Origin of the sequence: Mycobacterium sp. (genome assembly GCF_019247635.1) — a bacterium.
Classification (GTDB): domain Bacteria; phylum Actinomycetota; class Actinomycetes; order Mycobacteriales; family Mycobacteriaceae; genus Mycobacterium.
Genome location: NZ_JAFBAR010000034.1, coordinates 1 through 22586, shown reverse-complemented (window position 1 = coordinate 22586; position 22586 = coordinate 1). Strand labels below are relative to the sequence as shown.

Below are 22586 nucleotides of genomic sequence, written 5' to 3'. Positions count from 1 at the left end.
TTAAAGTTTACTGGCATGACGGATCGGAAAGAAAACTAGTATGCCGACTCAGTTGGTCGACCGATCAGCAAACTATGAGACCGGCGCGGCAAGCACGCCGCCGCCGCGCTGGCGAGACCCCAAGAAGGTGTTCTGGCTGATCGGCATAGCCGCCCCGGGCCTGGCGGGGCTGTCCTGGTTGTGCGTGCGCTACATCGGCCCGGCTGGGGTGTGGTGGTGGACTGGCGCGATCGTGGCGTTCGGCCTCATGCCGTTGCTCGACTACCTTGTCGGCCCCAACTCGGACAACCCTCCCGATAGCGCCCTCGAGGGGCTGGAGAATGATCCCTTCTACCGCTGGGCCACCTATCTGTTTCTGCCCATCCAGTACCTCTCCCTCGCGTTCTCCTGCTGGTTGTGGGCGGGCGGGGGCTGGCTCACCATGCATTTCCCCGACCGGGTGGGACTGATGGTGACCACAGGGATCTTTGGTGGCGCCGCCATCAACGCCGCGCACGACCTGGGACACAAGCGGGCCAAGCTGGAGAAACGCCTCAGCAAGATTGCCCTCGCACAGACCTGCTACGGCCAGTTCTACGTCGAGCACAACCGCGGACACCACGTCCGGGTCGCGACCCCGGAAGACCCCGCCAGTTCCCGCATGGGGGAGAGCCTTTACCGTTTCATCCCGCGAGCGGTGACGGGCAGTCTGCGATCCGCCTGGAACCTCGAAGCGAAGCGCCTGGCCCGGATCAACAGGTCCCGCTGGTCTTACCAGAACGACATCCTGCAGGCGTGGCTGCTCAGCGCCGTGTTGTACGTGGTGCTGGCGATCTGGTTCGGCCCCGTGGTCGTGCCGTGGTTGTTCGGGCAGGCGGTCGTCGGCATTTGCCTGCTCGAGACCGTCAACTATCTGGAGCACTACGGGCTGCGGCGGCGGAAGACGGCCGAAGGCCGCTACGAACGGGTGTCGGCCGCGCACAGCTGGAACAGCAACACCGTCGTCGCAAGTCTCATACTCTTCCACCTGCAACGGCACTCGGACCATCACGCCAATCCGCTCCGCAGATACCAGGCGCTGCGGCATTCCGACGAAGCTCCCCAACTGCCGGCCGGGTACGGCTCGATGATAGTGATCGCCATGATCCCGCCCTTGTGGCGGCGGATCATGGACAAGCGGGTGCTCAGGCACTACGGCGGCGACGTTCGCTTGGCGGCGCTGTGTCCGCGCAAAGAAGAACAGCTGCTGCGGCGCTATGGACGCCAATTGCCTCAGCTCACGCCCGACGTGCCAGTTACGACGACACCATCGACCGCGCTTGGCCCAGCGTCACTGGCAGTGTGGACCAGCCGCGTAACACCCGCGTGTCGCGCCTACTTCCGGCCCCGGCGGCCCGCACATTGGGGAATCGATCGAAAAATGTTCGCAGCCCGACTTCGCCCTCAGCGCGCGCAAGCGCTGCCCCCAGGCAGAAGTGTCGTCCGCCCGAGAACGCGAGATGCCTTCCGGCATTGGGGCGTTGGATATTGAAGCGATGCGGCTGCGGAAACACTGCAGGATCTCTGTTAGCCGCGGCCAGGTACACCACCACCAACTCGCCGCGTTTGATGGTCATGCCCGCCATGTCGACGTCCTGTAGGGCCACGCGCGCGGTGAGTTGAACCGGCGAGTCCAATCGCAGGATTTCTTCGACCGCATTCGGCCACAATTCGGGGTGCTGGCGCAGCATCTGCAGGTGCTCCGGATTGTCCAGCAGCATGCGAATTCCGTTGCCCAACAGGTTGACTGTGGTCTCGAACCCGGCGGCCAATACCAGCCCGGCCAGCGCCTCGAGTTCGGTCTCATTGAGATATGTTTCGGCGGAACCGCTTTCGGCTTGCCGGATAACCTGACTCATCAGATCTTCACCAGGGGAACGCCGCAATTGGCGCAGATGTTCTGCCAGCCAGAAGTTGAAGCCGGCGATCCCCCGCTGCACGGTCCGGTACTGGCGCCACGGCAGCCCGATGTCCAGGCTCGGCGCGGCGAGCTCACCGAACTCCAGCACCCGGCTGCGATCCCGTTCGGGCACACCCAGGATGTCGCTGATGATCGCGACCGGAAGCTGGGAGCAATACCGCCCGACGACGTCTATAACGCTGGAAACACCGGACTCGCAGGCGAGTTCGTCCAATAGCTTGGCAGCGGTCAGCTCCACCCGGTCGCGCAACGCGGCGACCGCCCGGGAGGTGAACACCGCCGACACCGTCTTGCGGTAACGCGTGTGGTCCGGCGGCTCCACGGCCAATAAGGACGGGGCCCGCAACGGATGCAGAAAGTCATCGCGGACGCGGCTCTCCAGCCAACGCAGCGGCGCAGGCAGGTTCGATCCCATGTTCACAACCCGGAAGTCATCGGAGCGCAGCAGCTCGTGGGCCAGGCCGTGGTCGACAGTCAGGTAGTTGACCCGGTTGCGCATGAGTGGTCCGCGCGCCCGCAGTTCGTCGTAGAAGGGCACCGGATCGGCGAGCACGCTCGGATCGGCGATCAATCTGGCCTGCAGGTCGCCGCGCATGGCCCCGATCGTGGCCACACCGCGGACGAACCCGTGCAGAGCCAGCCAATGCAATCTCTGCTTCATTGGTACCAGCCTAAGCGCGGGGCTCAACAATCAGCGGTGATCTTGAAGTTCGTCGTCACGACTTTGTCGGGGCTGCTGTTGTTGATGCCGTAGGCGCTGCCGGCGATCGTGTAGGTGCTGTGCACGAGGTCGACGCGTGCTGCACCCACCCCGCCTGCCCAGAAGCTGCCGTTGAACCCATCGACGTTGTGGAACTTCACCCACTGCGGCTGCGCGCCCTCGCCGACGAGCAGCACCACGGCTTGGACCCGGCCGCCGCCGTCGCGGATGTCGATGGTCCGGTATTGCTGGTCCTGCGTACAGGCCGGGGGACTTGTGGTGCGCGTGTTGCTTCCCAGAGTCAGGTGCGCGGGCTTGCGGGGCATCGTCTGGGCGGACCCGCCGCACCCGGAGACGACGGCGGCGACCAGCGCGGTGCCTGCCACTGCGACCATTCGGACCAACCGGTTCTGCACCGTGACCTCCGTCTCTACTGCCGTTCCTGCGTCATCCTGGGTAGCGATTTCACGATCCGACCTCGAACGAACTCGGGGCTGAGGCCCTTCAGCCGGTCGATCCAGCGGATGCTTTCCGGCACGTACCAATGCAACCGCTTCGGGTGATGGTAGGCCTGCCAGGCCGCCTGGGCCACGCTGTTCGCGGACATCAGGCGCAACATGCCCTTTTTGGGCGCGGCGGCGCGGAGCTCCTCGCGGGACAACCTGGTCACGCCGCCGTCGGAGTGCTGGGGCGTGGAGGTGAGGATCGGGGTGTCGATCAGGCCGGGCAGAACGTCGGCGACCCGCACGCCGTGCCGCTGCCACTCCACGCTCAGCGCCTCGGTCAACCCCTTCACTGCATGCTTCGTCGCCGAGTACACCGCGATGCGCGGCATGCCGTAGGTGCCCGACGATGACGACGTCGAGAACATCAGGCTGCCCGGGTTCTTCTTGAGATAGGGCAGCGCGCCATAGGCACCGATCAGCACAGCCTTGAAGTTCACGTCGACGACGCGCATGGCGTCGTCGTACGGGACGTCCTCGAACCACCCGCCCTGGGCGATGCCGGCGTTGTTCCACATCATGTCGAGCCCGCCGCCGCTATTGCCAGAGCAAAAGTCGGCCAGAGCGGCGTCGAAAGCGGCCTTGTCCGTGACATCGACCGTCCGAAGCCACAACCGGTCATCGCCGAGTTCCTCGGCCAGCGTGGCGAGCCCGTCCTCGTTGCGGTCGACCGCGCCGACGCGCCAGTCCCTGACGTGGAAGAGCTTCACCCCCTCGCGGCCCATGCCGCTGCCGGCGCCGGTAATGAAGACGGATTTCACGCCGTCTCGGCCACATCTTTGATGCGGTTCAGCGTCTTTGTCATGTCCCGGATATTGCGCCGCTTGCGCAGAAAACCACCGAATACCCAATACACGTTGACGAACGGCGAGGGACTGAGCCGAAACGACTCGGTCACGTCCGTGCCGTCGGTCGCCGGAGCCAGCCGGTAATGCCAGTTGTTCACGGCTCGATCGCCCACCAGGACCGTGAAGCCGAATTCGCGGCCCGGTTCGCAGGCGGTCACCTTACACGTCGTCCAGTACACCGGCCCGATCTCGTTTCGCCGGACGTGACCGCGGAATCGGGCACCCAGCGCGGGGCCGGTGGCCCCGCCCAGCCACTCCGCTTCGAACGTCTCCGGGGAGAACCGTCCGGTGTTGCGGACGTCTGAAATCAACTCCCAGATCTTGTCCGCGGGCGCCTTCATATGGACCGTCGCCGAACCTTCCATTGCCCGATCCAAACACATTCCCGCGCTTGGTCATAGACCTTTCGGCAGGGCTATAGCTGCTAGAAAGCCGCTATAAAGCTGCTAGGAAGGTGCCCGCTGGCCGCTAGTGCGGGACCGCCACCCCAATCAGCCCGTTGATCATCTGCTTGATGCCCTGCGCCGGGTGTGAATACCAAGCGATCGGAAGGCCCGACTCCGAGCCGCACTTCGGCCATGGCTCCAGCCCATCTTCGGCGAAAACCCGGTCGGCAACGGTGATTTGCTGCTCTCGGGAGTTGGCCGCCGGGTTGCCGACGCCGCCGAATTGGGACCAGGTGGCCGGCTTGAATTGCAGCCCACCGTATTCGCCGTTTCCAGTGTTGGCCGCCCAGTTGCCACCGGACTCGCATTGCGCGATCGCGTCCCAGTTGGGAGCGGGGGCGGCGTTGGCGACGCCGGCCGACAGGGTGATCGATGCTGCAACGAATCCTGCGACGGTGAGGGTCTTGGTGAAGGAGTTGCGCAAGTTTGTCATGTGTTGGATTTCGACCGGTGTGGCCAAAGCGTTACCGATTCGAATGGCTTGCGAGATAAGAAGTTTATGGCATTTAAATCAGCACGTCAGGGCGCAGAAGAAAAACGTTCTACAAGAAATTCTTAGGCACAGTACGACTGCGTGGCGGCTAGCAGCGCTCGTTGATACAGGTCCTCGAGTTGCCGCGCCCGCGCCACGCCGGCCCTGGCGTCGTCGAGCTGGGTGTCACATGCGGGCGAGTGCAGCAGCTCCCAATTCATGGCGATCTGGGTGACCATCGTCTGGTTGAGGCCATCGATCACCGACCGCGAGGCGGACAGATCCGGTGGCGCCGCTGGCGCGCTGGCCGGGTCGAGCTTCCAGTCCGAGAACCTGCTGTATTCGATCGCCTCGGTGGCCTGGATCTGGTCACCGAAGACGCGGGCGACGTAATCCGGGTCGATGTGCTCTGCGGTGGCCTGCGCGCGCAACTTGGTGAGTTCCTGCCGGACGCGGACTAAATCCTCGATATCCCCGTGCGAGGTCCATTTTGCGGCGGCGACGGATTCGGCGACCTGCAGCCGCTGCGCGGCGGCATCGACCAACGCGTTCAACGGGCCGGAGATGTCGGCGCCCACCGGCGGTGCCGTCAGCACTGTGAGAAGAAGCCCGAAAACGGCTACTGCGCTTGACGACGTTGTCGTCAAGCGCAGTAGCAACAGATTCCGGCGGATGGGCCGCTAGCCGGACGACGCACCCAAGGAGCTCTGCAGGTCACCCTTCATCGCGTTGAGCTGCGCACCCCAGTACTCCCAGCTGTGCGTGCCGTTGGCGTTGAAGTTCCACACCGCGTTGTGGCCACCGGCCGCGTTGTAGGCATCCTGGAACTTCAGGTTGCTGCTGCGCACGAAGTTCTCCAGGAACTCGGCGGGCATGTTGGCCCCGCCCAACTCCGACGGCGTCCCGTTACCGCAGTAGACCCACAGCCGAGTGTTATTGCCCACCAGCTTCGGGATCTGCACCGTCGGGTCGTTGCGCTGCCACGCCGGGTCACTCGACGGGCCCCACATGTCGTTGGCCTTGTAGCCGCCGGCGTCACCCATCGCCAAGCCGATCAACGTCGGCCCCATGCCGCTGGAGGGGTCCATCAGCGCCGACAGCGAGCCCGCGTAGATGAACTGGTTGGGGTGGTAGGCGGCCAGGATCATCGCCGACGAGCCGGCCATCGAGATGCCGACCGCGGCGCTGCCGGTCGACTTGACACTCTTCTGCGAGGCCAGGTAGCTCGGCAGCTCGGTGGTCAGGAACGTTTCCCACTTATACGTAGAGCAGCCGGCCTTGCCGCAGGCCTGGTTGTACCAGTCGCTGTAGAAGCTGGACTGCCCACCGACCGGCATGACGACCGACAGGCCCGACTGGTAGTACCACTCGAACGCCGGGGTGTTGATGTCCCAACCGTTGTAGTCGTCCTGGGCCCGCAACCCGTCGAGTAGGTAGACCGCGGGAGACCCGCTGCCACCGCTTTGGAACTGGACCTTGATGTTGCGACCCATTCCCGCCGATGGCACCTGCAGGTACTCGACCGGCAGACCCGGCCTGGAGAAGGCGTTGGCGGTAGCCGCACCGCCGGCGAGTCCGATCAGGCCGGGGAGGCTCGCGGCCACTGCCGCGCCCACCATGAGGCGGCGCCCCCAGGCCCGCATCTTCCCGCTCACTTCTGTCATACCTATGCCCCTTGTCCGCATGTGGTCGTATGCCTTGGCAGAACTTACCGTGTGAATAGGCCAAATGTCGATCTGGAAGCGAAATCGTCTCAGTTGTGTATCGGTTACCGCCAGCAATACAGCAACTGTGCTATGTGGGCCGCGACCGGTTGCACCGGCCAGCCCCCGAAGCCTCCACGCAGACGCACACAGCCTGGCCTTTTGAGCCGATACGCAGCGAGAAGCCGACGCCATATGCAGTTGTGCATTCACCGTAGCTAATCAAAGCAAGGAGCCCGATTCCGACACGCCGTAGCGCGCTAGCAATCTGTTGATGGTTTACCCGTCCGCCAATGCGGCCGGGTACCAAAGATCGGAATTGCAGCGCCCCACGGGCGCCCATCCGGCCGGTTGTGGAGCGGGGCAGCCGAATTTGGCTTGACCGCGTAGGCTCTGTCGAAGCAAGCCGACGGAGACGAAGCTATCCCGGTCCGTTTCGGCGCTCACGGACAACCGCACCAGGGCATCCCCAGGTGCGTCAAGGTCGGGCGAGCCATCAGGGCCGGGAACGATTGAGGTGCGAATTTTGGACGCGGTACTCGGGCTATCAGTGACGCCGACCACGCTGGGGTGGGTCCTCGCCGAGGGCCACGGCGCAGATGGCACCATCCTGGACCACCGCGAGCTGGCCCTCCGTGGCGGCGGCGGAATCCACGCCGTGAGCACCGCGGAGCAGGTGGCGGCTGAGGTATTGCGGGCACAGGCGGTGGCGACGGCCTCCGAACATCGACTACGTGTCATCGGAGTGACCTGGAACGACGACGCGTCTGCCCAGGCCGCGCTGCTGCAGGAGTCTTTGACCGACGCCGGCTTCGACAACGTGGTACCGGTTCGGCTGCTCGAAGCGGTCGAAACGCTGGCACAAGCCATCGCACCCGTGATCGGTTACGAACAGACCGCGGTCTGCATTCTCGAGCATGACTGGGCAACCGTCGTCATGGTCGACACTCGTGACGGCCAGACGCAAACCGCCGTCAAGCACGTGCGCGGCGGATTCGACGGGCTGACGTCCTGGCTGACCGGGATGTTCGACCGCAACGCCTGGCGCCCCGCCGGAGTGGTGGTCGTCGGTTCCGACAACGACATCCACGCGTTCTCATGGCAACTCGAAAAGGCGCTGCCGGTACCGGTTTTCGCGCAGAGCATGGCGCAAGTGACGGTCGCTCGGGGCGCGGCGCTGGCGGCCGCTCGCAGCACCGAATTCACCGACGAGCAGCTGGTGGCGGAAACCACCCCCGAACCCGCCGTCGAGCCGGCACGCACGCGGCGGTTGTCGTACGCCGGGGCAGTGACCGCTCTAGCCGCCGGCGCGGTGACTTTCGTCGCCTCGTTCTCGCTCGCCGTGGGTATCCAGTTGGCCCCGAACAAAGATTCCGAAACGGCAAAGCATGCGCACACGTCGACCCCCCCGGTGGCGCAGGGGGCCGCGCCGAGTGCGCCGGAGCCGGCTCGGGCCGCGCCGGGTGAACAATCGCCGGAAGGCGTCGCCCCCGGCGAAGACGAGCAACAGGGGCCGCAACCGGATCCGGGCCGGCAACCGTTCCTGACCCGCGTGCTCGAGCACATACCGGGCGGGGCCGGCGTCCCCACGTCGCCGGCACCCGCGCAGCCCTAGGCCATCTCGCTGGGCCTGAGGACGGCGGTGAAGCTCACCGTCACTTCGTCGGCGACCCGCATCGAGCCCATCAGCAGTGAATACGGTCTGATGCCGTAATCGGATTGCCGAACCCGGGATTCGGCGGACATCCGCCAGGACTCATCGAGACCCTCAGTGCGCAAGTCGATTACGTGCTCTCGCGACTTTCGACCGATCTGCAGCGTCCCGATGAGGCGGTATCCGCCGACGGTGTTCGCGATCGTGTCGGCGCTGAACCGGATCTCGGGAAATCGGTTGGCGGACAGCGACTTGAGCGCATTGGAGCGCACCAGGGCCCGCTCGGCGGCGGACAGCCCCTTGACGCCACCCTCGCCATGCACGACGGCCAGCGAATCCACCTCGACCGCTAGCTCCGCCGAAACAGGTTGACCACCAGCCCAATTCACCGTGGCCTGCCACCGGGTCATCTCGATGGTGAGACGGTGACCCATGCGCGCGGCGCGGCCCGCGACGCCGGTCCGCAGGATCAACTCACCGTCGGATTGGTCCAGCGCCCACACCGTGTCGGTTTTCGGATCGTTCACATGATGAGGACTGTGCGGTAGTGCGCTCGTCCCTGCTCCAGCGTCGCGTAGCCCTCGGCCGCCTGCGCCAGCGGTAGTTCCTCGATCCAGGCCCGCACACCCGACAGGACCGCGAAATGCAGGGTCTCTTCGATGTCCTTCGCGGTGCCGGAGGGATGGCCGACGACGCTGAGCCCAGGGGTTATCAGTTGCACGGGACTGATCGGCAGCGGCTCGGGCGTGACGCCGATGGTGACCAGTTCGCCTTGTGGCAGCAGCCCACCGATCGTGTCGGCCATGGCCTTGGAGTTCCCCGCCGTGCCCAGCACCACCACCGCCCCACCCAGGGCACGTATTGCGTGCGCGACGTCACCGTCGGTGGTGTCTATGTAGTGGTGGGCGCCGAGTTTTTGGGCGTCCTCGGCTTTGGCGGTGCCACGATTGAGCGCGATGGTCTCGAATCCCATGGCCCGAGAGAACTGGATCCCCAGATGACCGAGCCCGCCGACGCCGAGGATCGCGATGCGGTCGCCGGGCACGGCTTTGGTGTGGCGCAGCGCGTTGTAGGTAGTAACGCCGGCGCAGCCCATCGGGGCGGCTTCGGCATCGGAGAGTTCGGCCGGAATCCGGGCCAGCGCGTTGGCGGGCACCGTCACCGATTCCGCATACCCGCCGGGATATTGCCAGCTTGGGACCTTGCCGTTCGCGCAGTGAATGAAGATGCCCTTACGACACGGGTCGCAGTGGTTGCAGTTCCCGCCGAACCAGCCGACGGCGACGCGATCGCCAACCGCGAATTCCTCGACACCGGCGCCGAGTTCCGCTATGGTCCCGGCGATTTCATGTCCGGGGGTCAACGGCCAGGACATGCCGGGAAAGCCGCCATTGACAAAGTGGACGTCGGTCCCGCAGACACCGCACGCATTGACCTTCAGGCGTACCTCTGCGCGATCCGGGGAACGCGTTTCGACGTCTGCCAGCTCCAACGCCGCGCCCGCGGACCGCACCTGGACAGCTCGATGAGTGGCCATGCCACCTTGCCGTTCTCAGTGTGCGACAGGGCATTTGGCCCCGTCGCCGTGGTAATTGACCTGCCAGTGCTTGATGCCGTTGAGCCACCCCGACCGCAACCGTTCGGGCTTGCCGACCGGTTCCAGGTCGGGCATGGCGTCGGCGATCGCGTTGAACATCAGGTCAATTGTCATCCGCGCCAGGTTGGCCCCGATGCAGTAGTGCGCGCCCGTGCCGCCAAATCCCACGTGCGGGTTGGGATTACGCAGAATGTTGAAGGTGAATGGATCGTCGAACACATCCTCGTCGAAATTGGCCGAGCGATAAACCATGACGACCCGCTGGCCCTTCTTGATCTGTACGCCGGACAACTCGTAGTCCTCCAGCGCCGTGCGCTGGAACGACGTGACCGGCGTTGCCCAGCGGACGATCTCATCGGCGGTGGTGGCTGGACGCTCCCGCTTGTACAGCGCCCACTGGTCGGGGAAATCGGTGAAGGCCATCATGCCCTGGGTGATGGAGTTGCGGGTGGTCTCGTTGCCGGCGACGGCCAGCAGGATGACGAAGAACCCCAACTCGTCGTCGGACAGCTTGTGGCCGTCGACATCCGCCTCGATCAGCTTGGTCACGATGTCCGGCCCGGGGTTCTGCGCCCTGTCGGCGGCCATCTGCATCGCATAGGTGATCAGCTCGACCGAGGCACCCATGGCGTCGTTGCGAGCGAACTCGGGATCCTGGTCGCCCACCATCTGATTGGACCAGTGGAACAGTTTCATCCGGTCGTCCTGGGGAACACCAAGCAGCCCCGCGATCGCCTGCAGCGGCAGTTCGCAGGACACCTGCTCAACGAAGTCACCCGAACCCTCGGCGGCCGCGGACTCGACGATGCGCCGGGCGCGATCGTTGAGATCGTCGCGCAAGCGCTCGACGGCCCGGGGCGTAAAGCCGCGGGAGATGATCTTGCGCAGGTGAGTGTGCTGCGGCGCGTCCATGTTGAGCAACACGAACTTGCCCGTGTCGATCTGGTCGCGCACCGTGCCCTCTTTGTAACGAGGCAGGGCCGTCTTCTGCAGGCTGGAGAAGATATCGCTGCGCAGCGATATCTCCTTGACATCCTTGTGCTTGGACACCACCCAGAAGCCGCCGTCGTCGAACCCGCCCGTACCGGGGGGTTGCTCGTTCCACCAGATCGGCGCGGTCCGCCGCAATTCGGCCAACTCTTCGACCGGGAGGCGCTCGGCGTGGATGTCAGGGTCGGTGAAATCGAACCCGGGCGGCAGGTTGGGGGTTGGCTTGGCCTTTGGTTCGGCGGTTGTCATGACGCACTCCTCGCTACACCAGATCTGTTTGTTCTAGTGGTCGTCTCGTGCCAATAAACCATTGCTACACCACGGTTGGGAAGCATTTGCAACATGTTCTAGTGCGATGAGTTTTGGACGCGCGGCCGGTCCGCATAGAAACCCCACCGGACGACTGGGAAGAACCACTAATGCGCATCGTTGTGCGGGACTTTCAGCCTGGACGGAGTCGTGCAAGCGTCAACCCGGGGGGTGCGCGCGGCAATCAACCTTGTGGCCCACAACACAATCGTTATGCTTTGGTGCAGGTCACCGGGTGGGACCGGGTGACACCTATACAGAGGGCGAAACATGATTCGTGAGCTACTCACCGCCAGCGCGATCACTGGTCTCGCGGCCGGCGTCGCGCCGGTCGCCAGCGCCGACCCGGGGCACTGGGAGGGCGACGTGCCCGGGATGAACTACTACGCCTTGCTGGGTGCGCCGTGCGACAACTACGAGCGGTTCATCTTCGGACGCGGTCCCAGCGGCCAGGCCGAAGCCTGCCACTTCCCGCCCCCCAACCAGTTCCCGGCTGCCACCACCGGCTACTGGGTGATCTCGTACCCGCTCTACGGCGTGCAGCAGAACGGCGCGGCGTGCCCGAACGCGCAGTCGGCGGCGCAGACGCCCGACGGGTTGCCGATGCTGTGCCTGGGCGCGCAGGGATGGCAACCGGGCTGGTTCACCGGGGCAGGGTTCTTCCCGCCCGAAGGCTGAGCGGGCGAGCGGACGAGCTTATGACCACGCCGTCAGAACCGATCCCGCGGTGGTTGCGGTTGGTGCTGGCGTCCGATCGTGCCGGTTCGGCGTGGTACATCGGGACCGGATTCTTCTTCGCGCCGGTGCTCGCCGTCCTGTCACCGTGGCCGACCGTCACCGCCGTCCTGTGGACGGTCATCGCGCTGACAGGCTTGTGGCTGGGCCTGCTCGGAATCGCGATGGCCGTCGGCTTAGCGCGGGTAATGCGGTCCGGTGCGCAGATACCCGAGCAGTACTGGCGCACCCTAATCGACTACTGATCTCTTAAGGTCATACCAAAGGTCCCGCTACACCGTTATCAACACTGAGGAGACTCCGATGGGCTTCAATCCGAAAGATGCCGTGGACGCGGTCAAGGACATCGCTATTAATACCGTCGAAAAGTCCTCGGACATCGTCGAAAACGTCACCGCAATCATCCGCGGCGATATCGCGGGCGGCGCCAGCGGCATCGTTCAGAGTTCTGTTGACATCGCCACCGACGCCGTCGACCGCGTCAAGGAAGTGTTCACCGGCCGCGACGACGAAGAACTGGCGTAACTAGACGCTGGCGGCGGCGTTCAGCTCGTCCAACCGCGTCGTCGCCTCGAGGTACTCCTGCACCCACCGTTCGATGACCGTCGCCGTCTTCTCCACCTTGCTGAACTGGCCGACCACCTGACCGACCGGGTTGAACGCCACGTCGACGCTCTCGTTCGGGTATCTGTTCGTGGCCCGCACCGCCATGCCGGAAACCATGTACTGCAACGGCATTCCGAGGGGCTTCGGGTTGTCGGGACGCTCCCAGGCTTCCGTCCAGTCGTTGCGCAGCATCCGGGCCGGCTTACCGGTGAACGAACGGCTCCGGACGGTGTCGCGGCTGCCCGCCTTGACGTAGGCGGCCTGCTGAACCGGGGTGTTCGAGGACTCCTCGACCATCAGCCACTGCGAGCCGGTCCATGCCCCTTGAGCACCCAGCGCCAGGGCGGCCGCGATCTGCTGGCCGCTGCCGATCCCACCGGCCGCGAGGACGGGTACCGGGGCCACTTCCTTGACGACCTGGGGCCACAACACAATTGAGCCCACCTCGCCGCAGTGTCCGCCGGCCTCGCCACCCTGGGCGATGATGACGTCGACGCCGGCGTCGGCGTGCTTACGCGCCTGCGATGGCGAGCCGCACAGGGCGGCGACCTTGCGGCCCTCGTCGTGGATGTGCTGGATCATCTCGGCCGGGGGAGTGCCGAGCGCGTTGGCGATCATCGTCATCTTGGGATGCTTGAGCGCCACCTCGACCTGCGGGGTGGCGGTCGCCTCGGTCCAGCCGAGGAGTTGCAGACTGTCCTGGTCGCTGTCGTCGATGGGGACACCGTGATCGGCGAGGATCTTTTTCGCGAAATCCAGATGGTCCTGGGGCACCATCGCGCGCAGCGTGTTGGCGAGCTCCTCGGCCGACTGGTGTGAGTCCATGCCTTCGTACTTGTTCGGAATGACGATGTCGACGCCATAGGGGTGGTCGCCGATGTTCTCGTCGATCCAGTTCAGTTCGATCTCGAGCTGTTCGGGGGTGAAGCCGACGGCTCCGAGCACGCCGAAGCCGCCGGCCTTGCTGACGGCGACGACGACATCCCGGCAATGGGTGAAGGCAAAAATTGGAAACTCGATGCCAAGCTCGTCGCAAATGGCGGTGTGCATGCCTGCTCCTGGGCGCTCGCAGAATTGAAACGTGTTCTAGTTTAGTACGGGCGCCGTTTGCATGGCCAGCGAGGTCCGGCGAGTGACAACTACGAGCCGTCACACAGTGGCGCCGTGCACGACCCACAGTATGAGGAACGCGAGCATGCCGGCGGCGCAAACGAGGTGGTCGCGAAAGATCGACCGGGTCAAGCGGGACTGTTCTGGTGGGCTGTCGGTGCGTTTCCCGAGGCGCACCGCCGCCGGGACCGTATGGACCATTGCCAGCACCACCGGGACGCCGGCGAGGATTGCCGACGTTAGCAACAGCCAGCCGGGATCGTTGTGCTTGGTGGACTGAAAGCCCAACGCGCCCAGAAGGATAACCATCACGAGAGCGATCAGACGGCCCATCGGCCGGGAGGTGGTCGTCGCACGATGGTAGTAGCCGGCAATGGAGGCCAGCACCGGTTCGGGTAGTTCATCTCGGTGCCTTAGCACCTGCACGTCGAAAATCAGGTCCATCCACAGCACCGCGAGCAGGAACGCGCTGCACGCCGTCAATATGGGAGTCACGACGGTCACCTCCGAATCGGTGTCCGGCTGCTTCGCTGAATCCCCGCAGGTTAGAACAGGTTCTACCCGACCGGGCGCTCGGGTAGCCGCACCCGTCATGCAACGCGTGCACGAGGAGTCGCACTGATCAGTGGCGCCGCCCGGCGTATGGGCGCCTCACCCTTGATCCGGTTGGGCGCCGAGGGTAGCGTTGTGCTGCAATTACGAACCTCGTCGTAGCGTAATTACCTCAACCCGAGAAAGGATCGGATGCGCAGCGTTTACGCCGGCCGGCCCTTCACGACGCCCACGCCGCAGATCGCGGCGGCACTGGAGGATGTGAGCATTCCGACGCTGCTGTTGTCGCTGGTCCACCTCACCGGTGATCCGCGTTTCATCCGCGACTTCAAGCAGGCCGGTTTGTTTCTCAACGAGGTGCAGGGGTTCATGTCCGAGGAGGACAAGGCCCGGGCCCGCGCCGAGGCGGTCCTGATAATCGCCGACTATCGGGACCGCGGCTGCCCGGAGCCCGCGCCGCTGAGCACCGAACTAATACGAGAAATGCTGGATTGGGCGGCCTGCGAGCACGTTCCCGACGACTACCTGACCCTGATCGGCGAGGAGATGGACCTCGACGGCATCGACCCGCGCCGCCCGCCGGCCCTGCCCGCGGAGCGCACCTCCCAGCTTCCGGTGCTGGTCGTCGGCTGCGGCGAATCCGGCATCCTGGCCGGGATCCGCCTCAAACAAGCCAACATTCCCTTCACCATCGTGGAGAAGAACGCCGGACCAGGCGGAACCTGGTGGGAGAACACCTATCCCGGCGCCCGCGTCGACGTCGCAAACCATTTCTATTGCTATAGCTTCGAACCCAACAACCGCTGGACCCACTTCTTCGCCGAGCAGCCCGAGCTTCGCGACTATTTCACCGCGGTGATGAACAAGCACGGGCTCACCGAGCACGTGCGGTGGAACACCGAAGTTGTCTCCGCCGAGTGGAACGACGACGACGGCAGGTGGACTGTTGCGCTGCAGGGCCTCGACGGCCAGGCGAGCACGGTGCGCGCCCGTGCTGTCATCACCGCGGTCGGGCAGCTGAACCGGCCGTATATCCCCGCATTCGACGGGGCCGACACGTTCCGGGGACCGTCGTTTCACTCGGCCGCGTGGGATCACTGCGTCGACGTGACCGGCAAGCGCGTGGCGCTGATCGGGGCCGGCGCCAGCGGCTTCCAGATCGCACCCGCGATAGCCGACAAAGTCGAGCGCCTCACCATCTTTCAACGGACCGCGCAGTGGATGTTCCCGAATCCGATGTATCACGACGAAGTCGGCGACGGCGTGCGCTGGGCCATGGACCACCTGCCGTTCTACGGGCGCTGGTATCGATTCCTCGTGCTGTGGCCCGGCTCCGACAAGGGGCTCGACGCCGCGCGCGCCGACCCGGGCTACAGAGCTCAGGACGGCGATCAAAACTACGCCGTCAGCGACATCAACGCCGCCGCGCGGATGATGTTCGCGCAGTGGATCACCAGCCAGGTCGGCGAGGGCCCGGACTCCCATGAGCTGTTGGCCAAGGTGCTGCCCGACTATCCCGCCACCGGCAAACGGACGCTGCAGGACAACGGCAGCTGGTTGCAAACGCTGCGGCGGGACAATGTCGAATTGGTGCGCACTCCGATCGAACGGATCACCCAGGGCGGCGTCGTCACCGAAGACGGCGTGACGCACGACGCCGATATCATCGTCTACGCCACCGGATTCCGGCACACCGATGTGCTGTGGCCGCTGAAGATACTCGGCCGCAACGGAATTGACCTACACCAGGTGTGGGGGAGCCGTCCGCACGCGTACCTCGGCATCACCGTTCCGGGATTTCCCAATCTGTTCGTCCTCTATGGCCCCGGCACGCATCTGGCCCACGGCGGCAGCCTGATCTTCCAGTCCGAACTCCAGATGCGCTATGTCGACCAGTGTCTCGAACGGCTGGCAGATCCCGGTACACATTCGATGGAGCCGACGCCCGCTGCCACCGCCGAGTGGCATCGGCGGACCCAGGCCGAGATCAAGAAAATGGTGTGGTCGCACCCGGCGGTCAAGCACTCCTATTTCAAGAACGCCGACGGTGAGATCCACACCGTTAGCCCGTGGCGACTCAACGAGTACTGGGCCGCGGTCCGTGAGCCGGACTGGTCGCAGTTCGTTGTACGACAAGGGAAGTGAGCAGTTTGCGATGCGCGCTGTAGTAATCGACGGATCTGCCAGCATCCGGGTCGACACCCGCCCCGATCCGGAACTTCCCGGTCCGGACGGCGCGGTCGTCTCGGTAAACGCCGCCGGCATCTGCGGGTCCGATCTACATTTCTACGAGGGCGACTACCCCTTCATTGAGCCGGTTTCGCTCGGCCACGAAGCGGTGGGCACGGTGGTGGAGGTCGGGCCGGACGTGCGTTCGGTGTCAGTTGGCGACGTGGTCTTGGTGTCGTCGGTCGCCGGCTGCGGCACGTGCCCGGGCTGCGCCACCCGTGATCCCGTCTTGTGCTTCTCCGGCCTGCGGATCTTCGGCGGCGGTGCGCTCGGTGGCGCGCAGGCCGACCTGCTCGCGGTGCCCGCCGCCGACTTCCAGCTGCTCACCATCCCCGAAGGGATCACCACCGAGCAGGCGCTGCTGCTCACCGACAACCTGGCCACCGGGTGGGCGGCCGTCCAGCGAGCCGACGTCCCCTTCGGTGGCACCGTCGCCATTATCGGGCTCGGCGCGGTCGGCCTGTGTGCCCTGCGAAGCGCCTTCGCCCAAGGCGCCGCAACGGTTTTCGCGGTAGACCGTGTCGAGGGCCGGTTGCGGCGCGCCGCCGAGTGGGGCGCGACGCCGATGCCGTCGCCCGCGGCTGAGGCCGTCCTGGCCGCGACGGGCGGCCGGGGCGCGGACTCGGTAATCGATGCCGTCGCCACGGATGCCTCGCTGACCGACGCGCTCGACGCTGTGCGGCCCGGCGGCACCGTCTCGGTCGTCGGTGTGCACGATCTGCAGCCGTTTCCCTTTCCCGCGCTGGGCTGCCTCATTCGCAGCATCACGGTGCGATGGACTACGGCGCCGGTCCAGCGCACCTGGCCAGAACTGATTCCTCTGCTTCAGTCGGGAAGGCTGGATGTCGACGGGATCTTCACCACGACAATGCCATTGGATGAAGCGGCCAAGGCATACGCGTCCGCACACGCCCGGTCGGGTGACGTCGTGAAGATCCTGTTGAAGCCCTAGTCCTGTTCCCGACGGACGCGCCTGGCGAGGTAATGCTGCGCCCGAGGCCGCCTGCCGCTCGAATTGAGGCACAACACCGGCCATCCGTGCGCGGCGGCTGCAGCGGCCAGGCCCGAACGCGGGTTCACCGGCCGCGGACAGCCCACGATCGTCATCGCCGCCGCGTCCTCGTCGCCGTCGGCGTAGAAGTAACTTCGTTGCAGCGCAACGTCATTCTCGACGCTGAATTGCTCCACCGCGGCGGCCTTGGTCTTTCCCCACACGATGGGCCTGACGATCCCGCCGGTCAGCTGTCCGTGCTCGTCGAGTTCGAAGTGGTTGCACTGCACATTGGCGATGCCGAGAAAGCGGGCCACGGGGACGGCCTGGATGGATAGCGCCGAGGAACTCAGCACCACGGTGTGCCCACGTTCCTGGTGTGCGCGCACGACTTCACGCATGTGCGAATAGAGCCGTGGGGCAATGCGTTCTACGAACAGGCGCTCACCCAGCTCGTCGAGCTCGGCGATCGACTGACCGCGCAGATAGCCAGCGGCCCGCACGATAAGGTGCTCGAACTCGAGCCGACCGAGGCGATACCGAACCGCTGCCTCGAACACGCCGAGGAGTTCGCCCATCCCGGCCTGCCGGCGCCGGATCCGATCGCCGACGTGAACTGCCGCCGTGAACCCGTCAACCAGGGTGCCATCCAGATCGAAGAACGCGCCGACTCCCGGGCCGGGTAAGCTCGCGTCGATCTCCGCGATGGCGTCGGCGGGCGAGAGGTTCACGACCGTGTCGCCGTAATGTATTGCGAGCGCATGAAACCGTCGATTTTGACGTCCACGTCCGGCGGACTCATCCCATAGCCCGCCTGTAGGTCCAGTGTGTTGCGGACGGGTTCGACATCCCACCCATGCGCGGCCAGCCAGTGTGCGGGGTCGGTCTTGGTCTCGTAGGTCAGCGCCGAGAAGTCCACGGCGCCCGACTTGTTGACGCCGGGGTGCGCAGCTTCCAGGGCGCTGAGTTTGTCGTGGTCCAGGCGCGAACCCAGTGCGCCGATAGCGATTTGGCTGCCTGGCGCGCAAAGATCGGTGATCTGGGTGAACAGCGCGCTCTGGGCGTCGTCGGTCAGATAGGGCAATATTCCCTCCACCGACCAGGCGCTGCGGCTGTGCCGGTCGAATCCGGCAGCCTTGAGCGGCGCGGGCCAGTGGGTGCGCAGATCGGCTGCGATGTCGATCCTTCGGGCTTTGGGCGTGGCGCCGTGTTCGCTGAGCACGCGAGCCTTGAATTCCAGGACTTTCGGTAGGTCGACTTCGAAAATCGTTGTCCCGTCTGGCCAGTCGAGTCGATACGCCCGGGAATCCAAGCCGGCGGCAACGATCACCGCCTGCCGGATGCCCGCGGCGCTCGCGGAGCTGAAGAAGTCGTCGAAGAACCGTGTTTGCACGCCGTAGAGCCGGGGGAAGGCGTTCTCGTCCTCGGTAACACCCGGGTTGCCAAGCGCACCCATTAGATACGGATCGTGCGACGCGGCGACGAAGTATTTCGCGTATTCGTCCCGGACCAGTGGTTGCGTGCTGACGGCGTGCAGCGCACGCCACCCCGCGACCAGCAGCGCCGTGTAGCCCACGCCGCTGACAATGTCCCAGTCGTCGTCGTCAGTACGAAGCGACCCATACTCAGGCGACGCGGATTTGGCAGCCATGGGTCCTTCCCGTCCGTGCGCAGCAATACCTAGTCGACGTAACCAAAGTACGCGCGGGGACGGGCTCAAAGTTCCAGAAACACCGTCACCGGGCCGTCGTTTATCAATTCGACATGCATGTGAGCGCCGAAAACACCCGTCTCGACCGGGGCACCCAGCCCTCGCAACGCGTCGGCGAACGCCGCCACCAGCGGTTCGGCGACCGTGCCCGGGGCGGCCGCGTTCCACGATGGACGTCGCCCCTTCGCGGTGTCGGCGTAGAGGGTGAACTGGCTGATCACCAGGATCGGGGCGGCGACGTCGGCCGCGGATCGCTCGTCGGCCAGAATGCGCAGATTCCAGAGCTTTTCGGCGAGGCGGCGCGCCGTGGTTTCATCATCGGTATGGGTGACCCCGACGAGGGCGAGTAGCCCCTGGCCTTCGGGTTCGATAGCGCCGACCACCTGACCATCGACCGACACCTTGGCCGCTGAAACCCGTTGCACCAGAACCCGCACGGGCAATCAGGCTACGCTCTGGGGATGTCTGTGCTGGTCGCTTTTTCGGTAACCCCGCTGGGGGTGGGTGACGGGGTTGGCGAGATCGTCGCCGAAGCGGTTCGGGTGGTTCGCGATTCGGGGCTGCCCAACAAGACGGATGCGATGTTCACCACGATCGAGGGCGAAACCTGGGAAGAGGTGATGACGGTGGTGCAGCGCGCCGTGGAAGCTGTCGCGGCCCGCGCGCCGCGGGTCAGCGCCGTGATCAAGGCGGACTGGCGTGCCGGGGTTAGCAACGCGATGACGCGCAAGGTCGAGTCCGTCGAGCGTTATCTGTCCGACGGCTGAGCCCGCACCGCTGCGGCGAACACCTGCTCGGCGGGTCCCTATGCGGCGCCGGGGCCACGCGGCCGATGCCACGGCGGTAACGGCGGCAACGGCGGGGCCGCCGGCACCGGCAGCACGAACGGCAGTGGCGGTACCGGCGGCAAGGCCGGTAACTTCACCGACGGCGGCACGCCGAACGGCGCTGCGGGATCACCGGGCACGCCCGGCACTAACGGCTGAGACCGGCCGCGGCAGGTATCACCGTGGACGGCCAGCGACCGGGCCAACCCAGCCCGGCCGGCCTTGTCCCACCTGGTAGGTGATGTCCATGTCGCCGCATTTGGCGTAGCGAGTCCTCGGAGTTCGAGGCGCCTGTGCCACGGCCTCCGGGTAAGCCATGCGTAGGCTCGTCCCGGTGAGCGCACGCGCGGGCATCGTGGTCACGGGAACCGAAGTCCTTACCGGACGCGTCCAAGACAGAAACGGCCCGTGGATCGCCGACCGGCTGCTGGAGCTAGGCGTCGAACTGGCGCACATCACCATCTGCGGCGACCGCCCAGCCGATATCGAGGCACAGCTACGTTTTATGGCCGACCAGGGCGTCGACCTGATCGTCACCAGCGGTGGCCTGGGCCCGACGGCCGACGACATGACCGTCGAGGTGGTGGCCCGCGTCTGCGGGCGCGCACTGGTGCTCGACGAGGAAGTCGAGAACAAGATCGCCAATATCCTCAAAAAGCTGATGGCGCACTTTGATACGACAAACTTCGAGGCAGTTCGCGCGGCCAATCGCAAGCAGGCCATGATCCCCGCCGGTGCGCAGGTGCTCGACCCGGTCGGTACGGCGCCGGGCGTCGTCGTGCCCGGCAAGCCGACCGTGATCGTGCTGCCGGGACCGCCGCGGGAGCTACAGCCCATGTGGCACAACGCAATCGAGACACCCGCGGCCCACCAGGCGATCGCCGGCCGAACGATCTATCGGCAGGAGACGATCCGGATGTTCGGGCTGCCCGAGTCCGGGCTGGCCGAGACGCTGCGCGCCGCCGAAGCATCCGTTCCCGGCTTCGACGCCTTGGAGATCACCACCTGCCTGCGGCGCGGTGAGATCGAGATGGTCACCCGCTACGAGCCGGCTGCCGCGAAGGTCTACGCGCAACTGACGCAGCTACTCCGCGATAAGCACGGGGACCAGCTCTACTCCGAAGACGGCGCTACCGTCGACGATCAACTCGCACAGCTCCTCGCCGGCCGCTGGCTCGCGACAGCGGAATCCTGCACCGCTGGACTGGTGGCGGCGCGACTCACCGATCGGCCCGGGTCGTCGGGGTACGTGGCCGGCGGCGTGGTGTCCTACTCCAACGAGGCCAAAGCCGAGCTGCTGGGCGTCGACCCGGCCCTGATCGAACAGCACGGTGCGGTGTCCGAGCCGGTCGCCGAGGCGATGGCGACGGGCGCGCTGCAACGCTTCGGCGCCGACACCGCCGTCGCCGTCACCGGAATCGCCGGACCGGGCGGGGGTACGCCCGAAAAGCCGGTCGGGACAGTCTGTTTCACTGTCAAGCTGGCAGACGGCCCGACCCTCACCCGGACGTTGCGGCTGCCCGGGAACCGGTCAGACGTCCGGGAACGTTCGACGACGGTGGCGATGCACCTGCTACGGCGGACGCTCAGCGGCGCACAACGCGCGTGACTCACGTGGCTTCGGTTGGGGGTACGAACTCGGTAAAACCCGGACATCTCCGATGCCGATCGCCATACTGACCGGTGACGGGGGGGTCGGGGCAATCACGTCGGAGAAGGGCAGGCCAATGGACGGCAGTGGCGGCCAGGGCGGGCGAGGCGGGGCCGGTGGCGCAGGTGGAGCTGGTGGGGCCGGCGGAGCTGGTGGCGCAGGCGGGGCTGGCGGGCAAGGCGGGGCGGGCGGCTGGGGTGAGGTTGGCGGCCAAGGTGGCGACGGCGGGCGGGGTGGCGACGGCGGCGCAGGCGGAGCTCCCGGCGCCGGAGGTCAACCCGGCGAAGGCGGCCAGGGCGGTGCCGCCGGCGCGCCCGGTCCAGGCGGAACCCCCGGCCAACCCGGCCAACCCGGCCAGCCAGGAGAACCGGGCCAGCCAGGAGAACCGGGCGAAGCGGATTAACCGGGCGCAGGGGGTCAGATTGCGGTGATGCAGAGGACTTCGTCGAGGCTGGCGGTGCGCAGTCCGGCGGCGGCCGCGCGCCGCTCTAGATCGGGTATTGGGTCCAGCTCGAGGGCGGGCATGCCGCCGGCTCGGTCCAGGCGCGCGGTATCGAACATGGCCGGGCCGTTGGCGATGGATTCGGTCAGCACATAGCGGCCGGCATCAGGGCTGTGGCCTACCGCGGTCTCGGGTGCGCTGGTGGCGGTCAGCGTGAGCGCATCGAGGTAGTTGATGGCTACCTGAAACACCCCTGGCTCGGCCGCGAGCACACCGGTCAGCCGGGTGATCAGGTTCTCGGGGGCAAAAAACCGCCAGCCCTGGCCCAGATGCAGCCAAAACGGTGCATGGATCTGAGCGCGGATCTGGGCCAGCAGGGCAGCGGGCCCACCTGCAGGGTCAGGATCAACGAACTCCACGAACGCGTACCGCTGGGCCAGCAGGGCGCGGTCCCCGGCGGACAACCCGACATCGAGCACCAGGAAACGCCCCACCCGCGACACATCCAGACAGCACTGCACAAACGAGTTCAGCGTGTGTTCGGTGGCCTCCCGCTCGGGCCCAGCGATCA

General features: G+C 65.8%; 24 protein-coding genes and 3 pseudogenes. 10 read left to right on the top strand and 17 right to left on the bottom strand.

Annotation, left to right across the window (positions count from 1 at the left end):
• Positions 1 to 40: 40 nt before the first annotated feature.
• Positions 41 to 1240, top strand: a pseudogene (locus tag JO236_RS05445) (alkane 1-monooxygenase); the annotation flags it as partial.
• Between the two features lie 34 nt (positions 1241 to 1274).
• Here JO236_RS05445 and JO236_RS05440 read toward each other — a convergent pair.
• From JO236_RS05440 to ag85B, 7 genes are all read right to left on the bottom strand, one after another.
• Positions 1275 to 2600 carry a cytochrome P450 gene (locus tag JO236_RS05440; RefSeq protein ID WP_293325801.1) on the bottom strand — a complete coding sequence of 442 codons (1326 nt, stop codon included), beginning with the start codon at positions 2598 to 2600 and terminating at the stop codon, positions 1275 to 1277.
• A 23-nt stretch (positions 2601 to 2623) separates the two neighbouring features.
• Positions 2624 to 3055, bottom strand: a complete 432-nt coding sequence (locus JO236_RS05435) for a lipoprotein LpqH (RefSeq protein ID WP_293325798.1) — start codon at positions 3053 to 3055, stop codon at positions 2624 to 2626.
• Between the two features lie 14 nt (positions 3056 to 3069).
• Complete coding sequence (locus JO236_RS05430) at positions 3070 to 3903, bottom strand: SDR family oxidoreductase (protein WP_293325795.1); 834 nt, start codon at positions 3901 to 3903, stop codon at positions 3070 to 3072.
• Positions 3900 to 4373, bottom strand: a complete 474-nt coding sequence (locus JO236_RS05425) for an SRPBCC family protein (RefSeq protein WP_293325792.1) — start codon at positions 4371 to 4373, stop codon at positions 3900 to 3902. Before JO236_RS05425 ends, JO236_RS05430 begins: the two co-directional genes overlap by 4 nt.
• Positions 4374 to 4458: 85 nt before the next feature.
• A complete protein-coding gene (gene rpfC, locus JO236_RS05420; RefSeq protein WP_293325789.1) occupies positions 4459 to 4869 on the bottom strand; it encodes a resuscitation-promoting factor RpfC in 411 nt (136 codons plus the stop codon).
• 122 nt (positions 4870 to 4991) lie between these two features.
• The gene (locus JO236_RS05415; RefSeq protein WP_416362162.1) at positions 4992 to 5567 is read right to left on the bottom strand and encodes a chorismate mutase; all 576 of its coding nucleotides are present in this window, start codon (positions 5565 to 5567) and stop codon (positions 4992 to 4994) included.
• A 21-nt stretch (positions 5568 to 5588) separates the two neighbouring features.
• The gene (ag85B, locus tag JO236_RS05410) at positions 5589 to 6572 is read right to left on the bottom strand and encodes a diacylglycerol acyltransferase/mycolyltransferase Ag85B (protein WP_293325787.1); all 984 of its coding nucleotides are present in this window, start codon (positions 6570 to 6572) and stop codon (positions 5589 to 5591) included.
• 565 nt (positions 6573 to 7137) lie between these two features.
• On the opposite strand from ag85B, the gene JO236_RS05405 reads away from it, so the two are divergent.
• Positions 7138 to 8226 carry a hypothetical protein gene (locus JO236_RS05405; protein WP_293325784.1) on the top strand — a complete coding sequence of 363 codons (1089 nt, stop codon included), beginning with the start codon at positions 7138 to 7140 and terminating at the stop codon, positions 8224 to 8226.
• Here the strand turns inward: JO236_RS05405 and JO236_RS05400 are convergent.
• The 3 genes from JO236_RS05400 to JO236_RS05390 are packed head-to-tail and all read right to left on the bottom strand — an operon-like array spanning position 8223 to position 11101.
• Entirely contained in the window at positions 8223 to 8792 is a 570-nt protein-coding gene (locus JO236_RS05400) for a YceI family protein (RefSeq protein ID WP_293325781.1), read from the bottom strand. The genes JO236_RS05405 and JO236_RS05400 overlap by 4 nt on opposite strands.
• On the bottom strand, positions 8789 to 9802 hold the full coding sequence (locus tag JO236_RS05395; protein ID WP_293325779.1) for an alcohol dehydrogenase catalytic domain-containing protein: 1014 nt from the start codon (positions 9800 to 9802) through the stop codon (positions 8789 to 8791). The genes JO236_RS05400 and JO236_RS05395 overlap by 4 nt, the downstream gene beginning before the upstream one ends.
• A gap of 15 nt (positions 9803 to 9817) precedes the next feature.
• On the bottom strand, positions 9818 to 11101 hold the full coding sequence (locus JO236_RS05390) for a cytochrome P450 (protein ID WP_293325776.1): 1284 nt from the start codon (positions 11099 to 11101) through the stop codon (positions 9818 to 9820).
• A gap of 330 nt (positions 11102 to 11431) precedes the next feature.
• On the opposite strand from JO236_RS05390, the gene JO236_RS05385 reads away from it, so the two are divergent.
• The 3 genes from JO236_RS05385 to JO236_RS05375 are packed head-to-tail and all read left to right on the top strand — an operon-like array spanning position 11432 to position 12421.
• Complete coding sequence (locus JO236_RS05385; RefSeq protein WP_293325774.1) at positions 11432 to 11839, top strand: hypothetical protein; 408 nt, start codon at positions 11432 to 11434, stop codon at positions 11837 to 11839.
• Between the two features lie 20 nt (positions 11840 to 11859).
• Positions 11860 to 12141, top strand: a complete 282-nt coding sequence (locus JO236_RS05380; RefSeq protein WP_293325771.1) for a hypothetical protein — start codon at positions 11860 to 11862, stop codon at positions 12139 to 12141.
• 58 nt (positions 12142 to 12199) lie between these two features.
• The gene (locus JO236_RS05375) at positions 12200 to 12421 is read left to right on the top strand and encodes a hypothetical protein (RefSeq protein WP_293325768.1); all 222 of its coding nucleotides are present in this window, start codon (positions 12200 to 12202) and stop codon (positions 12419 to 12421) included.
• Here the strand turns inward: JO236_RS05375 and JO236_RS05370 are convergent, their stop codons facing one another.
• Positions 12422 to 13552 (bottom strand): nitronate monooxygenase, encoded by a 1131-nt coding sequence (locus tag JO236_RS05370; RefSeq protein WP_293325766.1) that lies wholly within the window; start codon positions 13550 to 13552, stop codon positions 12422 to 12424. It lies immediately after the preceding gene.
• A gap of 99 nt (positions 13553 to 13651) precedes the next feature.
• Entirely contained in the window at positions 13652 to 14107 is a 456-nt protein-coding gene (locus tag JO236_RS05365) for a hypothetical protein (protein WP_293325763.1), read from the bottom strand.
• A gap of 249 nt (positions 14108 to 14356) precedes the next feature.
• Between JO236_RS05365 and JO236_RS05360 the strand changes: the two genes are divergently transcribed.
• The gene (locus JO236_RS05360; RefSeq protein ID WP_293325760.1) at positions 14357 to 16309 is read left to right on the top strand and encodes a flavin-containing monooxygenase; all 1953 of its coding nucleotides are present in this window, start codon (positions 14357 to 14359) and stop codon (positions 16307 to 16309) included.
• 10 nt (positions 16310 to 16319) lie between these two features.
• Positions 16320 to 17345: a zinc-binding dehydrogenase gene (locus tag JO236_RS05355; protein ID WP_293325757.1), complete on the top strand. Its 1026-nt coding sequence runs from the start codon at positions 16320 to 16322 to the stop codon at positions 17343 to 17345.
• Here JO236_RS05355 and JO236_RS05350 read toward each other — a convergent pair.
• The 3 genes from JO236_RS05350 to dtd form a co-directional block, all read right to left on the bottom strand.
• A complete protein-coding gene (locus JO236_RS05350; protein ID WP_293325755.1) occupies positions 17342 to 18115 on the bottom strand; it encodes an HAD-IB family hydrolase in 774 nt (257 codons plus the stop codon). The two genes, JO236_RS05355 and JO236_RS05350, sit on opposite strands and share 4 nt — an antisense overlap.
• A complete protein-coding gene (locus JO236_RS05345) occupies positions 18112 to 19035 on the bottom strand; it encodes a class I SAM-dependent methyltransferase (RefSeq protein ID WP_293325751.1) in 924 nt (307 codons plus the stop codon). Before JO236_RS05345 ends, JO236_RS05350 begins: the two co-directional genes overlap by 4 nt.
• A 65-nt stretch (positions 19036 to 19100) precedes the next feature.
• Positions 19101 to 19532 (bottom strand): D-aminoacyl-tRNA deacylase, encoded by a 432-nt coding sequence (dtd, locus tag JO236_RS05340; protein WP_293325749.1) that lies wholly within the window; start codon positions 19530 to 19532, stop codon positions 19101 to 19103.
• Positions 19533 to 19556: 24 nt separating this feature from the next.
• Here dtd and JO236_RS05335 point away from each other — a divergent pair, with 24 nt between their 5' ends.
• Positions 19557 to 19862, top strand: a complete 306-nt coding sequence (locus JO236_RS05335; RefSeq protein ID WP_293325747.1) for an MTH1187 family thiamine-binding protein — start codon at positions 19557 to 19559, stop codon at positions 19860 to 19862.
• Positions 19863 to 20150: 288 nt separating this feature from the next.
• On the opposite strand, the pseudogene JO236_RS05330 reads toward JO236_RS05335, so the two are convergent.
• A pseudogene (locus tag JO236_RS05330) lies at positions 20151 to 20222 on the bottom strand (hypothetical protein); the annotation flags it as partial.
• A gap of 16 nt (positions 20223 to 20238) precedes the next feature.
• Here JO236_RS05330 and JO236_RS05325 point away from each other — a divergent pair.
• Together JO236_RS05325 and JO236_RS05320 are read left to right on the top strand one after the other, a co-directional pair.
• Entirely contained in the window at positions 20239 to 21531 is a 1293-nt protein-coding gene (locus tag JO236_RS05325) for a competence/damage-inducible protein A (protein ID WP_293325745.1), read from the top strand.
• Between the two features lie 167 nt (positions 21532 to 21698).
• The gene (locus JO236_RS05320; protein ID WP_293325743.1) at positions 21699 to 22004 is read left to right on the top strand and encodes a hypothetical protein; all 306 of its coding nucleotides are present in this window, start codon (positions 21699 to 21701) and stop codon (positions 22002 to 22004) included.
• On the opposite strand, the pseudogene JO236_RS05315 reads toward JO236_RS05320, so the two are convergent.
• Positions 21991 to 22586, bottom strand: a pseudogene (locus JO236_RS05315) (glycosyl transferase); the annotation flags it as partial. The gene JO236_RS05320 and the pseudogene JO236_RS05315 sit on opposite strands and share 14 nt — an antisense overlap.